This window comes from Microbulbifer flavimaris (assembly GCF_001641755.2).
Classification (GTDB): Bacteria; Pseudomonadota; Gammaproteobacteria; order Pseudomonadales; family Cellvibrionaceae; genus Microbulbifer; species Microbulbifer flavimaris.
The window spans coordinates 343528-359137 of sequence record NZ_LRFG02000002.1; the positions used below are offsets into that span (position 1 = coordinate 343528).

Annotated in this window: 13 protein-coding genes; 6 read left to right on the top strand and 7 right to left on the bottom strand. The window is 58.2% G+C overall.

Annotated elements, in window-relative coordinates; all coding sequences use genetic code 11:
- Positions 1–15: 15 nt before the first annotated feature.
- Positions 16–618 (top strand): glutathione S-transferase family protein, encoded by a 603-nt coding sequence (locus tag AWR36_RS06355; protein ID WP_067082721.1) that lies wholly within the window; start codon positions 16–18, stop codon positions 616–618.
- Between the two features lie 95 nt (positions 619–713).
- Positions 714–1637: a hypothetical protein gene (locus AWR36_RS06360; RefSeq protein ID WP_067082723.1), complete on the top strand. Its 924-nt coding sequence runs from the start codon at positions 714–716 to the stop codon at positions 1635–1637.
- Between the two features lie 18 nt (positions 1638–1655).
- Here the strand turns inward: AWR36_RS06360 and AWR36_RS06365 are convergent, their stop codons facing one another.
- The 5 genes from AWR36_RS06365 to AWR36_RS06385 all read right to left on the bottom strand — a co-directional run bounded on the left by AWR36_RS06365 (position 1656) and on the right by AWR36_RS06385 (position 9714).
- Positions 1656–2300 (bottom strand): hypothetical protein, encoded by a 645-nt coding sequence (locus AWR36_RS06365; protein WP_197409242.1) that lies wholly within the window; start codon positions 2298–2300, stop codon positions 1656–1658.
- A 16-nt stretch (positions 2301–2316) separates the two neighbouring features.
- On the bottom strand, positions 2317–3714 hold the full coding sequence (locus AWR36_RS06370; protein ID WP_067082730.1) for a selenium-binding protein SBP56-related protein: 1398 nt from the start codon (positions 3712–3714) through the stop codon (positions 2317–2319).
- Between the two features lie 250 nt (positions 3715–3964).
- Entirely contained in the window at positions 3965–5098 is a 1134-nt protein-coding gene (locus AWR36_RS06375) for a PepSY-associated TM helix domain-containing protein (RefSeq protein ID WP_067104589.1), read from the bottom strand.
- 89 nt (positions 5099–5187) lie between these two features.
- Positions 5188–7287 (bottom strand): TonB-dependent siderophore receptor, encoded by a 2100-nt coding sequence (locus AWR36_RS06380; RefSeq protein ID WP_067082741.1) that lies wholly within the window; start codon positions 7285–7287, stop codon positions 5188–5190.
- Between the two features lie 213 nt (positions 7288–7500).
- On the bottom strand, positions 7501–9714 hold the full coding sequence (locus tag AWR36_RS06385) for a S9 family peptidase (protein ID WP_067082745.1): 2214 nt from the start codon (positions 9712–9714) through the stop codon (positions 7501–7503).
- A 193-nt stretch (positions 9715–9907) separates the two neighbouring features.
- On the opposite strand from AWR36_RS06385, the gene AWR36_RS06390 reads away from it, so the two are divergent.
- Positions 9908–10816 carry a LysR family transcriptional regulator gene (locus AWR36_RS06390; protein ID WP_067082749.1) on the top strand — a complete coding sequence of 303 codons (909 nt, stop codon included), beginning with the start codon at positions 9908–9910 and terminating at the stop codon, positions 10814–10816.
- Between the two features lie 104 nt (positions 10817–10920).
- On the opposite strand, the gene AWR36_RS06395 is transcribed toward AWR36_RS06390, so the two are convergent.
- Positions 10921–12246: a mechanosensitive ion channel family protein gene (locus AWR36_RS06395; protein WP_067082756.1), complete on the bottom strand. Its 1326-nt coding sequence runs from the start codon at positions 12244–12246 to the stop codon at positions 10921–10923.
- A 612-nt stretch (positions 12247–12858) separates the two neighbouring features.
- Here AWR36_RS06395 and AWR36_RS06400 point away from each other — a divergent pair.
- A complete protein-coding gene (locus AWR36_RS06400; RefSeq protein WP_067104543.1) occupies positions 12859–13056 on the top strand; it encodes a hypothetical protein in 198 nt (65 codons plus the stop codon).
- Positions 13057–13229: 173 nt separating this feature from the next.
- Here AWR36_RS06400 and AWR36_RS06405 read toward each other — a convergent pair whose 3' ends face one another.
- Positions 13230–13931 (bottom strand): type 1 glutamine amidotransferase domain-containing protein, encoded by a 702-nt coding sequence (locus tag AWR36_RS06405; protein ID WP_067082762.1) that lies wholly within the window; start codon positions 13929–13931, stop codon positions 13230–13232.
- 194 nt (positions 13932–14125) lie between these two features.
- On the opposite strand from AWR36_RS06405, the gene AWR36_RS06410 reads away from it, so the two are divergent.
- Both AWR36_RS06410 and AWR36_RS06415 read left to right on the top strand, forming a co-directional pair.
- Positions 14126–14824, top strand: coding sequence for a pirin family protein (locus AWR36_RS06410; RefSeq protein ID WP_067082768.1), 699 nt, complete (start codon positions 14126–14128; stop codon positions 14822–14824).
- Between the two features lie 13 nt (positions 14825–14837).
- A complete protein-coding gene (locus AWR36_RS06415; RefSeq protein WP_067082772.1) occupies positions 14838–15584 on the top strand; it encodes a sulfite exporter TauE/SafE family protein in 747 nt (248 codons plus the stop codon).
- Positions 15585–15610 lie beyond the last annotated feature (26 nt).

Genomic DNA, 15610 nt, shown 5'->3' on the forward strand with positions numbered 1-15610 from the left:
TCGCAGCAGGGCGCCATGCAACTCTACCTGACCAACTCCTCACCCTATGCCCGCAGTGCCCGCATCGGATTGCGCGAACACAACCTGCTTGCGCAAGTAAGGGAGACGGTATCCCACCCATTCAGTAACGAGGCGGATTTCCTGAACGCAAATCCGCTGGGCAAAGTGCCGTGCCTGGTCACCGACGCCGGTCACAGCATCATGGATAGCGAAGTCATCTGCGCCTACCTGGACAGCGAGCTGGGCAATGGCCAGCTCGGATCGGCAGTGGAAAAAAGCTGGGAGCTCAAGACGTTCTCTTCCGTGTGCTCGGGGCTCATCGACACCCTGGTACTGCTGCGCATCGAAAAAAGCCGGGAGCACGACGGATTGCGCTCAGAATTCTGGTGGCAGCGATACCAGGATGCCATACAGCGCACTCTCGATTACCTGGCGCAGCATAGCGGGCTGTTGCCCGGGGAGCTGTCCCTGGCGCATATCAATCTCGCCGTGGCGCTGGGCTATCTCGACTTCCGCCACGCCGAGATCGATTGGCGTAGCAGCCACAGGCAGCTGGCGGAAATAGCGGCCGGACTGGAGCAACGCCCGGCCTTTCGGGAGACGGTCCTGAGAGACTGATCCACCAGCAGCCCTCTGCCACCTGCCCCCGGTGGCTCTGTTGAAAGAACCTCCGCCAGCCTAACCTGCACTGCAGGCAACCGCGGAGAGAGCCCATGACTTCCCCGATGTTTTCTGCCTCCGAGCTGGAAACGCTCGGCCAGTCTGGCCTGGAGCGCATGCAGGCGGCGATTCACAGCGACGACCACGACCGCATCAAGACCAGTTTCCAGCATGTCACAGCCCTCTACCATGAGCTGCACGTGCTCTTTCACGGTTGGATGACATCCATCATTGCCTACAGCAGCGACAAGCTCGGCCATGAGGCCGCCAAGCACCTGGTACCCATGGAATCACTATTCTCCAACTTCGCCGGAGAGGGCGTGAGCCTCGCCAGTGTGCGGCCGTTTATGGAAGATCCGCTTGGAGTCTTCACAGAGAAGCTGGAACATGGAGATACGGACGGCGCCTTTGAGTTCTATCGCACCGTCGAAAGGGGTGCTCGGGATCTGCACGACTTCTACCGGGACTACTGCGCACTGATGCTCACCCGCCTCTACCGGCAACACGGTATCGAACACCTGAATGACTGCCTGCGCAACAGCTGTGAAAAGGATTGGCTGAGCTGGTATGACAGCGTCAACAAATTGCCGGACAAGGAGCGCGTTATCCGCACTGTTGAGTTCTACGCCATCGCCAATTTCGGCAAGGTGACAGTGCGGGAAGACGAAGAGTGGGTTCACGCCGTGCAGAATCCCTGCGGCAGTTGCGGACGCCAGCAGCGCAGCGGCCGTTACGAACCACCCTGGAATTTCGCCATCATCGAGGAGGAGCACCCCCTATCTTACGAGATGGGCGGCAACACCGTGTACCGGGCACACGTAGCGATGATGCACCACATTCTGCCGATCGAACTGCACGGCGGTCCCTGGCCCCACAAGCAGTGTCCGCGCTCAAAGTACGGGCGCTGCTATATCTCCATCCACAAACGGAATCCGTTCGAGCCAGTTCCCCGGGAGGAAATTCGCTGGTCGGACTGATCGAGATTACCGGAAGGGCTACCAGGCCATCCAGGCGGCGATCCCCGCGGCCGCCAGCAATGCGAACGCCCAGATCAGGTCGAAATTGATCCAGTGCTGGCGCAGTATCGTCAGGCCGAATTTCCGGTATACCACCCAGGCCGTCGCCCCCATTACCAGCAACATGGCGGCAGTATGCAGACCCACTGCCAGCACCATATCCATACCCGCTGCGGAGACATGGCCCGCATGACCACTGTGATCCATCCCCGCACCCGTCACACCCATCAACGCCGGAATCACCATCAAACCGGCACCGTGGGCAGTGGCCATGAGGAAAGACCAGAGGAACAGATCCCCGAAACCCACCTTCATACCCACCCAGCGAGGGTGTCGGTAGTAGTTGAACAGCTTGTAGAGGCCGAAGAGCAATAACAGGCCTGCGGTGAGCCACTGCAACACGGATAGAGAGATGAACTGCAACCCCAGCAATACCAGCAGCGCCGCGAGGCCAATCGCGAGGGCGTGGCCTGCGGCAATGGGAATCAGGGATAGCCAGATCACCCGTTCGCGCTGCTGCTGCAGCCCGAGTGACAGCGCAAACAGCCAACCCATGCCCGGGTTGAGACCGTGGAAGGCGCCAAAGCCGAGCATGGCGAGCCAGGGGCCGAGAGGCCCTAACACCTCGTTCTCCACGGGGTCATGACGGGTAGCAGAAGGAATCCGTGGAGGCGTCGCCACCCTCCAGGCGGATCTGGTGGACCCGGGTCTCACCAAAGTCAACGAAGAAATCCGGATCCAGAGCGATGCCGCCGTCGGGATCCACATTGACCTTTACCATCCAGCCTCCCATTTTGTCCGGGTAAAACTGATCATCCCAGCTGCTGTAGAGGGAATTGGTAAAGTAGACCCGTTTGCCATCACGACTGATCTCCACCATCTGCGGCCCGCCCAACAGCGGGCTGTCTGATTTGGGGTGCGCCTTTTTGTTGACGACTCCGCCGATGGCAACCTTGCCGGAAAGCTTCGGGTTGAAAGGATCGGAAACGTCGTACTGCAGCAGCTCACCGGTGCCCCAGCAGGACACGTACAGGAAACGGTCATCGAGGGAGAGATCGATATCACTCACCAGCGGTGGCACAGCGGCGAAAGGCTTTAACGCCGGAGGCAACTGCTCCTCTTTCACGGGCACCGGTGGGATCGTGATGACCTTTTCCATTTGCCACTTTCCGTCCTTCTGGTGCCATACCCAGATGGAGGCGGAGAGGTCCTCGGTACTGATAACGACACCGGCAAACCCGTAGCTCTTGCGCGGATCGTGGGCCGGGCGTAACTCCAGCACCATTTGATGCTCGGCACCCAGGTCAATGGTCTGGGCTAGTTTGCGCTTGCGCAGGTCCCAGAAATGCAGGCGGTGCCCGTATTTATTTGCGAGTAAATCTTCCGGTACCAGTCCGTTTTCAAACTGGTGTGGCTTGGCCCACTCGCTGCTGACCAGCACGTCCTCCGCCAGGTGCCACCAGAAATCGTAGGCCAGCTCCTGGTCGCCACGATCTATCTCCCACGGGCCTTTCACTTCGAAGCTGAAGTGATCCAGCATGAAGATACCGCCGGGACCATCTTCGCCACTGGCGGTACCCATGGCACTGACGTAGATCGCATCCGGACCACAGTGCACGGTATGGGGACGACTGTAGCCGGACTTGGCCATCACTTCTTCCGGCTCAATCACCTTGGTAATCTGCGGATTGGTCGGGTCCGGTTTGGTATCGATGATATAGAGGCGCGAGCTGCGAATACCGGGCACCACCAGATAGCGGCGCTCAAGGTGCGGATGGGGAGCAAAAGGACACAGGGCCGAGCTACAGGCATTCCAGCCGAAGTGGTGCAATTCATCGCCAACGTGTGGCAAATCCATTTTGTTGAGCACCGTGCCATACGAATCCGAACTCTCATCCAGGTCCACAACACAGATGGCATCCGGCTGATCATTACGCCCGTAGTTCAGTGCAGCAACATACGCGTGGCGCTCCGGCGGTGCCTGCATTGCCATTTTGGGGGAGGGATAGAAAGAGGGGTCGGGTTTCCAGAGCGCCATGTCTTATCCTCGAATGGTCTGAACAGACAGGATTGATCGAAGCGCAAGCAGTATAGGGAACACGCCGTTGCTATAGACGACGACAGATAATTCACAGGCAACAATGGGCGCGCACGTTACCCAATGACCGAGCCCTCCGGTATTGACCGATGCTGGCCACTGCCGTTTTTTATCGGTCTAGCAAGCAGACAAAAGCAGCAAGCCGGGCAAAGCCCGGCAATTCAACAGGTAACAAACGACCGGTGACTCGCTACGGTGTTGAAACAGCGACGGCCGGAGCGCGTTTTTTCCATTGCCTTTTTTCCCGCGCCTTACGGCGTTTCTCCCGACGCCTGTACCAGAGGGTGAGCCCGGTAACCGACAGTATCAAAGGACTCAGGCCCAGTATGCACCAGAGTACCCGGCTCCAGACTCCGGCAAAGTCCCCGAAATGCAGGCGGCGGTAGCTGTCGACCACTTTGACACCAAGACTCTGCTCCCTGATATCCGCTGCCGCCTGAAACTCGCCGCTGTGCGCATCGAAGGTCACACTGCTGGCATACTGGCTCAGCAGCGGGTTTCCGCTGGGCACGTCACCCCAGAAGGTGATATTCACTCCCGGCTCCCACGGCATGGTGATATAAGTTGGCTCGAAACCGGCGATGTGCTCACCGGCCTGATCATGCAAGGCCTGTAGCGAGAGCCTGTCGCTGTATAGTCGCTGCTCCATGACCTGATGCGCGTGGCCATCGGCGTGCTCTTCCATTTCATGGGCAAAGTGCGTGATATTCCACCAGGCCCCGGTGAAGCCGAGAATGAGTAAAACCGGCGCACCAATAGTGCCAACCAGTTTATGCAGGTCAGAAAAATAGACCATTAGTCGCGCATCCCAGCACAGGGTGAAAAATCGCTTCCAAAAATTGCGATACAGAATCAGGCCGGTGATTCCCAGCAGGCACAAGAGAATCGAAAACACACTACTGATCAACATACCCCAGTCACCTAGCAGCAGCGTATAGTGCAGGTCCAGCAGCCAGTCGGTCAGGTGATGCGTCAGGCCCATGGGTGGCCGCAACGGCTCACCGGTGTACTGATTCAGCAGAGCATAGGTCCATTCGTCCGTGCCACGTTCCATGGTGTAAACCAGATCTGCCCGCCCCCTATCCTGAAATAGCGCCCATCCGACAATTTCATGATTGGGAAAGCTGCTGTTCACCGAATCAGCCAACGCATCCAGGCTCAGGCGCTCGCGACCCGCGGCATCTACCCGAACCCGATCTTCGATCAACAGTGCGTCAATCTCATGCTTGAACACCAGAATGCTGCCGGTGATACAAATCACCAGCAGTGGGACAAAGGCAATCAGGGCCATCCAGCCGTGCAATTTAAACAGGATTTTATTCATGCTTTTTTCGGGGTCATCAAACCAAAAAGGGAGTGGCGGGAATTCCGCCACTCCAATGCTGAGTCAATCAACGTTGTGGATACTCTGAATCAGTGACGCCAGTTAACGGAGGCGCTGAAATTGCGCGGTGCACCGTAGAAAGCCTGATCCCAGTAGAGGCTGTTTATAAACTTTTCGTCAGTCAGGTTGGCGGCATTCAGGGCAAAGCTGAGATTCGCGCTATATGCATAGCTGGCAAATGCGCTGACATTGGCATAGCTCTGCTGGCGCACAGTGATGCCGTAAGCCGTTGTGCGTTCGATATCGTCCTGCCAGTTAACACCGGCACCGACTTTCAGCTGCGGCATTGCCGGCACTCGGTAATTGGCATAGGCGCGCAATACCCGCTTGGGAACGAAGCTGCGAGCTTCATTACCCTCACGATCCTCGATATCCAGCTCGGTATAGCCCAGACTCGCCTGCAGGCCCTCGCTCAGCTGGCCAACCAGCTCCAGCTCATAGCCCTGGCTCTCATAGTCCCGCCCCTCGTAAATCGTTGCACCGAGGTCTGCATCAAAGTACGCGGACTCCGAGACATTCCGGTGTTCGGCGCGGAACACTGCGGCTGTGGCAACCAGTTTGCCGTCCATCAGCGCGGCCTTGACCCCCAGTTCGTCATTTGTCCCCTCAGCCGGATCCAGGCGCTTCAGATCGGCACCAATATCCCGATTGGGCATAAAGGTTTCGGTGTGACTCACGTAAGCCGAGACAGCGTCAGAGAAGGCGTAAACCAGACCGGCATAGGGCAGGACCTCTCCGCTAGCCCGCGCACCGTGATCCTCTCCGTAACTCTCACCCTCACTTTTCCAGTCGGTGACCCGCGCACCTGCGATCAGGGACAGGCGCTCAGCGAGCCTGAGGCGGGTGGCTGCGTACAGTGATTGCTGGCGATCACTCCAATCGCTACCGCTGAGCCCATCTGTAAATACAGGGCGCACCGGTGTTACGCCCGTCCACTCGGTAAAATCGCCAATGGCGGGAAACCCGTTGGTGTAATCGAACAGGGAATAGTCTTCTACTGAACCCTCGGCCCAGTTGTAGCCGACCAGAAGATCGTGATCCCGACCGGCGAGGGGAAAGCTTCCTGACAGGCGCAGATCGAGCAGGTCACGGCTCTCCTCGAGCCCATACTCGCTGGCGTAGCCGATCAGGCCTGCGTCGGTCGCTGAGTCGGGCAGGCTGTACTGGTAGAAGAGCTCGCTATCCCCCTCCACCTCGGTGTGGGTGTAATAGGCCCTCGCCTCCCAGCCGTTTGCGAACTCATGCACCAACTCCGCAAATGCGGTGGTGTCGGTATTGTCCCAGTAGGACCACTCGGCAGAAGTGCTGGCGGACACGTCGTAATCGGTCTGGGTGCCGTCGGTATAGTGCATCGGCAGCGCACCCCACAGCGGGCTGTCAGCATTGCTCTCCTGATGACTGATTCCGACAGTGGCCAGGGTGGATGCACCGAGAGCCCAGTCCACCACACCGTAGGCGACGTTCTTCTGCATGCCATAGCGGTCCAGGTAGGACTCCCGGTCTTCGCCGGCGACCACAAAGCGCCCGCGGACACCGCCCGTGAGGGTGCCGGAGACGTCGGCATCCAGCCGCTCCTTGTCCCAGGAGCCGGCAGTCGCGCCAAGCTGCAGGTTGAAATCATCGGTGGGGCGCTTGCGCACCAGGTTGATGGTGGCAGAGGGGTTACCTGCGCCGGCCATCAGGCCACCGGCGCCGCGCACTACTTCAATGCGTTCGAAGATGGCGGTATCGATTTCGCCATTGCTGTTACCGTAGGTGGCGGGAACACCGACGCCGTCCAGCTGGAAGTTAGTGATATCAAACCCGCGCGCGGTGTAGTAAGTGCGGTCGGTTTCGACACTCTCCACCATGATACCCGGAGTGGTTTCCAGCGCCTCGTTCAGGCTGTCGATTTCGAAGTCATCCATCAGCGCGCGACTGATCTGCGAGACCGACTGCGGTGTCTCCAGTGCACTCAGGCCCAGGCCCGTCGCGGTGCTCATTTCTTCGGCCAGGTAGCTACCCGCCTGCTCGCCGGTTACCTCGACGGTTTCCAGGCGCGCATCGGATTCTGCGGCAATCGCAGCATTCGTTACACAGAGTGCGGTCGCCAGCAGCGCCCGCGGGAAGATCCTTGTTGCCTTATTCATCTCAGTTCCCCTGTATTTGCCCCAAGTGAGTGGAGGCGAGTCTAGCCATACCGCAAACTTAATGCAACTCATTATCATTTGCATTGCCATAATTACAACAGTGAGCGACAGAGGGCCCAGGAGGGGGAAAGGTGGCGACAGGGGCGGGACCGAGAGGGAAATAAAAAAAGCCGGGCAAAGCCCGGCTCACGAAGTCATGGGAAAGCCGCCGGTTCAGTCGGCGTTTTTCAGGTGACGATCAAAGAAGTCCCGAATCATGCTGTACTGGTGAATCCGGGTCTGCTTACCGCGCAGGCTGTGCTTCTTACCCGGGTAAGTCATCAGTTCAAACTGCTGGCCGTTGTCCTGCAGCTCCTTGATCAACTTGGTGGTATTGGTGAACAACACGTTGTCGTCCGCCATGCCGTGGTAGATCAGCAGTGGCCCTATGAGGCCCTCTGCGTATGGGAATACGGAGGCGGCCTCGTAGGCCTTGGGAACCTTGTTCGGGTTACCCATATAGCGCTCAGTGTAATGCGTGTCGTAGAGCCCCCAGTCGGTCACCGGCGCACCGGAGACACCGGCCTTGAAATGATCGCCAGCCTTGAACATGGTCATCAGGGCCATATAGCCACCGTAGCTGTGCCCGAATACACCGATGCGCTCCGGGTCGACAAATGGCAGCGTGCGCAGGAATTCCACGCCCGCCACCTGATCGTCCACCTCCACGGATCCCATGGCCTTGTAGATGGGGTTTTCAAACTCAGTGCCCCGGTTGGCGGAGCCGCGGTTGTCCACGGTAAACACCACGTAGCCCTGTTGGGCCATGTACTGGTTGAACAGCCGGTCCCAGCTGTTAGTGACCAGCTGCACGTGCGGTCCGCCATACACGAACACCATCACCGGGTAGCGCTTGGTAGGATCGAAATCCGCCGGCTTATACAAGCGGTAGTAGAGCTGGTGCCCCTCCGGTGCACGGAAGGCACCAAATTCCGGCTTGATCCAGTCTTGCTTGTAAGCAAACAGCGGGTGATTCTCATCCACCCGGTTCTCCTCGATCCAGGTAATACGCTCGCCATCCGTGTCGTGCAGGCTCACCTGCTTTGGAGTCTGCACGTTGGAGAAGGTATCGATATAGCCGGAGGCATCATGGGCAAACTCGACCGAGTGCATGCCGGCGCGCTGGGAAATACGGCGGGGAGAGTCCTCTCTGGCTGACTGGAGATCAGTGACATACAGGTGACGTTCCATCGGCGTATTTCTGCGACCGGTGAAGTACACGCGTCCCTTTCCTTCGTCCACCGCTTCCAGCGCGTCTACGGTCCAGTTGCCGGTTGTCAGCTTCTGCAGCAGCTTGCCAGTCAGGTCATAGAGGTACAGGTGGCGGAAGCCATCGCGCTCCGAGGACCAGATAAAACGATCGCTGTCTTTCAGGAAATACAGGTCGTCATGCAGATTGACCCAGGTGTCGCTCTTCTCTGTCACCAGGGTGCGGCTGTCGCCGGAATCGATATCAACCAGGCGCAGTTCCAGTGTCTGTTGGCTGCGGTCCTGCCATTGATAGCTGAGCAGATTGTCCCGCGCCCACTTGACCCGCGGAATGTAGATGTCTGTCTCTTTGCCGAGATCGATCCACTGGGTTTTGCCCGTATCGATATCCAGTACACCGAGCTGGATCTTTACGTTCGGGCGCCCCGCTGCGGGGTAACGCTGCTGGATCATGTCGATACGGTCTGCGTAGATCTCGCTGCGGGTTACTTCATCTACCGGACTCTCGTCCACACGCAGGAAGGCGATATGTTTTTCGTCCGGTGACCACCAGTAACCGGTCATCCGATCCATTTCTTCCTGGGCGACGAACTCCGCCATACCGTTTTTGATCGGTCCCTCACCATCGGTGGTGAGCTGTCGCTCCTTCCCGGTCTCGAGATCGACAATGAAAATATCCTGCTCGCGGATAAAGGATACATAGCGGCCCTGCGGGGAAACCCGCACGTCGGTTTCAAACGCTTCGGTCTCCGTCAGGCGACGCGCCTCACCCTTGGCGAGTTCGTAGTAGAAGACATCACCGGCCAGGGGAAACAGCAGAGAATCCCCCTTTTCCGACCAGGTGTACTCCATGATGCCGGTGCCATAGATACGCTGGCGCTCACGACGGGCCTTCTCCTCGTCGGACAGGTTTTCCTCGCCCTGGTGCAAGCGGTCAGAGTCGACCAGCATCCGGGTTTCACCATCGGCGATGTTGTATTCCCACAGGTCATAGCGGTCGTAATCCTCCTCGCGCCCTTTCAGGAAGGTGACACGCTGGCCATCGGGGGAGTACTCCAGCGCGCGGGGGGCGGTGCCGTCGAGGGCGGGATCGGAGAACATCCGCTCAATGGTGAGCTGCTCGGCAGAAGATTGCGCGGCAATCATCCCCCCGAGCAGACAAAGAATCTTCTTATTCATAGTGCTCTCGTTTTCTACTTGCGGTGTGTCGCCAGGGTTTTCACGGACACGAGCAGCACAGTTTAATCGGCGACGGATTTGGCGGCCAGTTCGCTGACAAGAGGTCCCACCGCCCCACATCACGGCCGCAGTTGAAGCCTTCGCACTGCGCTGCTGTAATCACCGAATCACTCGGCCTTGAGACATTAAAGAAATGAATATCTCATCGAAGGACCTGAACCTGCTGGCGCTGTTCAAGGTGCTGTATGAAGAGCAGAACCTCTCGGTTGCCGCCCAGCGCATGGCCCTGAGTCAGCCGGCGCTGAGCCACCGCCTCAACAAGCTCCGCGATGAACTCGGGGACCCGCTGTTTGTACGGGCCGCGAGGGGACTCACCCCAACCCCCAGGGCCCACGCACTGGCGCCGGAAGTGGCTCGACTGGTGGCCGAGATCGAGGATTTTTACCAGTTCAATGAAGGGCGGGATTTCCTGTCGCAGCCGGACATCATTCACATTTACAGCACGGATTACGTGGAGCAGCTGTTGATGCCGGCGCTCATTCACCGCATTGCCGAACAGGCGCCCCAGTTGCAACTGGTCACCCACAACACTCGTGGGCAGCTACCGGCGAGGGAGCTGGAAAATGGCAGCTGCGACATCGCCATCGCTGGCTTTTACACCGACCTCCCCGGCACTTTTTACCAGCAGGCACTGCACTCTGAGGAATTCGTTGTGCTGGCCAGCGGGGCCAATCGGAACATCAAAAAGCAACTTACGCTGAAGATTTTCCTGGAGTGCCGGCACCTGGTGACGACATTGACCGGTGATCTGAATGGCGTAGTAGACCGCGCACTGCAAGCTCAGGGGAAAAAGCGCAGAGTGATCGCCGGACTGTCCAGCTTCCTCGCCCCGCCGGCTGTGGTCTGCGGTACCGACATGCTACTCACCTGCCTGCGTAGCATCGCCGAGGAGGCCTGCGAGCGCTATCCGGACCTGAAAATCTACCCGGTGCCGCTGCAACTGGAACCAGTGCAGGTGGTGCAGACCTGGCACCAGCGCACCCACCAGGACCCCATGCGCCAATGGTTGCGACAGCAGATCAAGGAAACACTCAGCACCTAGCCACTAACTGCACTCTGCGCATCTACATTCCGGTGGATTGCGACTCTCCGCCATCCACACCTGCCCGAGAGCATAGTCGCAAACCGCCACGCCATCGCCCTGTACTAACGCCTCGCCAAACGAGCACTCCAGTGATCATTGCGTGCTTCAACGCCCTCAGCGGTCTGGGCACTTTCTGCATGATCCGACAAGTCCACCCGGGCAGCTGGCGCCCGACCGGATTTATCCTCGCCAAAATAGAGCGTCTGGTGGGGGAATGGAATCTCGATACCCTCGCGATCAAATTTGAGCTTGATGCGGCGATTGAATTCCCGCCCCACTCGCCACTTCTCGTGCGCCAGGGTTTTTGTCCGCGCTTTGATCATGACTGCACTGTCTTCGAATGCGTCCACACCCAGCACCTCAAGCGGCTCCAGGATAAGCGCACCGAACTCGTCACTCTGCCGCATTTCCTCATCCACGGCATGCAGGCATTCAATCACCTCGTCGGTGTTCTCGCGATAGGCCACGCCGATATCCAGCATGTAATAGCTATAGTTCTTCGTCAGGTTATCAACCACAGAAATCTCACTGAAAGGAATGGTGTGGACAGTGCCGTCCAGTGCCCGCAACTCGATCTTGCGCAGTGAGATATTGGTAACCTCGCCGGTGCGGCCACCAACCGTCACGATATCTTCCACCTGCAGAAGATCCTCGAGCAGAATCGTAAAACCGGTGAGGAAGTCCTTGACCAGGGTCTGGGCACCGAAACCGATCGCAATACCGAAGACACCGGCACCGGCCAACAGCGGCATGACATCCACATCGAACTCCGACAGGAGCACCAGTATGGTCAATACCGTCAGCACAAATAACAGCAGGTTTCGGATCAGCGGCACGAGGGTTCGCACGCGGGCATTGGCTGACAGCATTTGCCCACCGAAATAATGCTCGATCACACTATTGATCGTCTCCCAGAGCGCACAGAACACCGCCAGCACGAGAAACAGTGACAACGTGACCTGGGCCATACTCTGCAGGGTTTCCCTGGAAATAAACGCAACCAGAGCACCACCAAAGAGCTCCACTACGGTATAACCAAACAGGATTACGGCCATGGCATAACCAAGCCAGCGCTGCAGCCTGAACAACACTGAAAAGCGTGAACGCGCAAGTCTCAGTCGCTTACGCGCCGGTCGCAGCTTTCCATCAATAAATGAGGCGATGTGATTATTGAATGCTACGCCCAGTAGCAGAATTGCAGAGGCGATGACCAGTAGCAGTAACTTCCCCGCTTCATTGGCAGAAAGGCCAATCCCATTGAGGAAGGACGAGTAGTCGCGCACTATTTCGGTGGCCACATCATCTACCGCGAGGGCATCACTGATTTTAAGCGCACCCCCTTCTGAAGTGGCCTCACCAGCCTCGCGAAGCCGCTTGAGGTTATCCAAAAATTGTTGGCGCCGGGCTGGATCTTCCAAAAGTGAAACCAGCTGGTCGATCTGGCCTGGGGACAGGCTGGCGTCAGCATGGCTGGCGCTTCCCGGAGACCCTCCATCCTTATTTCGCGGCGTTTCCGCCGCAACGTCAGGAGCCGCTTCAACAGGACTCCCTTCGGATTGGGCGGCGCTTTGCAGAGAAAAGACCAGCGAAACTAATAGCAGCAACCGCAAAAATATCACCATCCCAAGACGCTCATTCCCGCGAGTGAAAAAAATATGTCCCCCTTCAAAAGAATGTGATTAACCACCTTTCGGGTTCTCGAATGTCGACAATCCTGTCCGCCCGGAAGTTCAGCGAGAATTTACTCGAGTACTAAATCCACTCGAGTACTATCCGGCTCTCACTGAACAGATTTATCCTGAGCTCTTTATTCATGAGGATAACCGGCCATATATTCAACCCCCTTCCGGGGAATACACCACATATCACATTTTCATAAGCGCGGGGTAGCCCGCGGAATCCAGGCTAGTTACCATGGTGAAACGTCGAGCAGTCGATTGCTCCACGCTGTGCCGGGGCGAATCCGGCACCAAATGGTTCACCAATCGAGGAACTAAAGCATGATTATCATTAGGAAAATGGCACTGGTATTTTTCGCCGCACTGTTGAGTGTTGGCATCGCTGGCTGCGAGCGTGAAACCGGTGCAGAGGAAGTTGGTGAAACGATCGACGAAACCGTCGAGGATGTAGGTAATGCGGTGGAAGATGCCTGCGAGGAAGTGAAGGAGGGAGCCGACGTCGCAGATACCGACTGCTAACGGCTGACGAGGTCGCCACTGCAGGGAGAGCGGTGGCGACAGTTACTTTGCGGGCTTGCACTCTCATACTCCCCGCACCATCCGCCCGCCGCTGCCTGGTCTTAAGCCTGCAAGAGTCATTACCAGGTGATCACGGGCATAAGGGCAGAGACTCCCCCTGACTCCGCTAACCCTCAATCCGCTGCGGAAGCCTGCGCCAGGATTCTATCGCGAATTGCTTCACCCACCCCCTGGGCCGAGGCGGGATTCTGTCCGGTCACCAGGTTGCCATCCACCGTCACCGACTTGGCGAAGTTATCGGCTTTTTCGTGTATCGCGCCGCGCGCTTGCAATTTTGAAGCGAGCATAAAGGGCACAATATCGGCCTTTTCCACTGCCTTTTCTTCTTCATCGGTAAAAGTCGAGAGCCGTTTGCCATCCACAAACCAGCTGCCATCGCTGAGCTTGACGTTGACGAAGGCGGCCGGGCCGTGACAGACGGCGCCCACCACTTTACCGGCCTCCGCCATCTCGCGTACGGCATCCTGGACGGCACTGCTATCCGGCAGGTCCCACATGGTGCCGTGACCGCCGGGAAAATAGAGTGCCGAGTACTTTGTCAGATCGAGACTGCCGACCGCCGGTGTCGCCTTGATCTGATCAGCGACACCCGGGTCAGACAGAAACGCTTTGTTGGTGTGGTCTTCCAAATCCTCACTGCCGGGATCTACTGGTGCAGGTCCGCCCTCGGGTGTGGCGAAATCCACCCGAAATCCCGCCTCGCGAAGCACCCGCCATGGATAGGCCGCCTCTGACAGGTGGAACCCTGTTTTCTCACCGGTATCACCGAGCTCCTGATGCCCGGTCAGCACAAACAGCACGCGATGGTTTGCCATACTGGAACCCCCTGATTGAAATGATTGATCTGCCATTGACGGACTGGTCTGCCCGTCAACGACGCAACACCTCGCTGAGGCAAGTACAGCAAACCCTTCGATTTCTTCCAGTTTACCCTTTCAATAAATGCGATTTTCCGACACCGGCGTGCTTCATAAGATAGGCGCCAGCTAACAGGCAAAGGGCCTACGCCATGGATTACATTCGCCGGGCCGGTGAGCGCGGGCGTGCCAACTTCGGCTGGCTGGAAAGCAGACACTCTTTTTCCTTCGGCAGCTACTTTGACCCGCGCCATATGGGCGTTTCCGCACTGCGGGTCATCAATGACGACCGTGTACGCGGTGGGGGCGGTTTCCCAGCCCACGGGCATCGGGATATGGAAATTATCTCCTACGTGCTCGAGGGCGCGATCGAGCACCGCGATAGCACCGGCAACCGTTACGTGGTGCCTGCGGGTGAAGTCCAGCGCATGAGCGCCGGCCGCGGCATAAAACACTCGGAATACAACAGCTCCCGCAAGGAGAACCTGCGGTTTCTGCAGATCTGGATCGAGCCCAATGTCACTGGTATCGAACCCGGCTATGAACAGGCCCGCATCCAGCAACAGGGCCCACTGACAGCGCTGGTGACGGCGGATGGCCGCGATGGTTCACTGTCCATGCACCAGGATGCCAGCCTCTCACGATTGCGGCTTGCCCCCGGGGAGGAGTTCACCCTCGAAACCGGCGGCCGCACAGGCTACCTGCACCTGATCGATGGCGGCGCCCGCATTGGCGGAGACACCTTCAGTGAGGGGGACGGTATCGGTTTTATAACGACCCGGGAACAGTCAGTTATTGCTGGCAGCGACGGCGTTGAGGCGCTCTGGTTCGATCTACCGAAGAACGGTTGAGGGTGGACTTTACTTGGAAGGAGTCATCGGTTCCCCACTATTCTGGCTGTTTGCAGCCACCGGCATTGTCCTGACTGGCATTTCCAAATCCGGATTTGCCGGGGGCGCCGGGGTAGTTGCAGTCCCGCTGCTGGCGCTGGTCATACCGGTACCCACCGCGGTTTTCCTGATGCTGCCCTTGCTGCTTGTCATGGATGTGCGCACGATCCAGTACTATCGCCGGCACGCCAGCTGGCGCGAGCTGCGGGCCATACTGCCTCCGGCCATGGCCGGCATCGTTGCCGGGGGCCTGCTGCTGGGGGCACTGCCGGATACACTGCTGAAACTGCTGCTTGGTCTGGTGTCGATCGTATTTGCCCTGTGGCAGCAACTGGCGCCCTGGCTCGGCAACATGCGCGGGGCCAGCTGGTTGTGGGGCGGTATCAGCGGGCTCACCAGCACCCTGCTGCATGCGGGCGGTCCGCCGATCAATATCTACCTGATCGCAAGAAACCTGCCCAAACTTACCTGGCTGGCCACTGCGGGCATATTCTTCGGCGTGATGAATGCCATCAAGGTGGTGCCCTATGTGCTCAGCGGTCAGTGGCCGCTGTGGCTGGTGTGGCTCTCGCTGGCGCTGGTACCCATCGCATTGCTCGGGACCTGGCTCGGCCGGCGCATTCAGGGGCGCATTTCCGATCGACAGTTTACGCTCAGCTGCCGCGTCCTGCTGCTGGCTTCCGGCCTGCTGCTGGTGCTGCAGGCGCTGGCGCAGTATTGACTAGAGTAAAAAGAGTTAGATGGAGG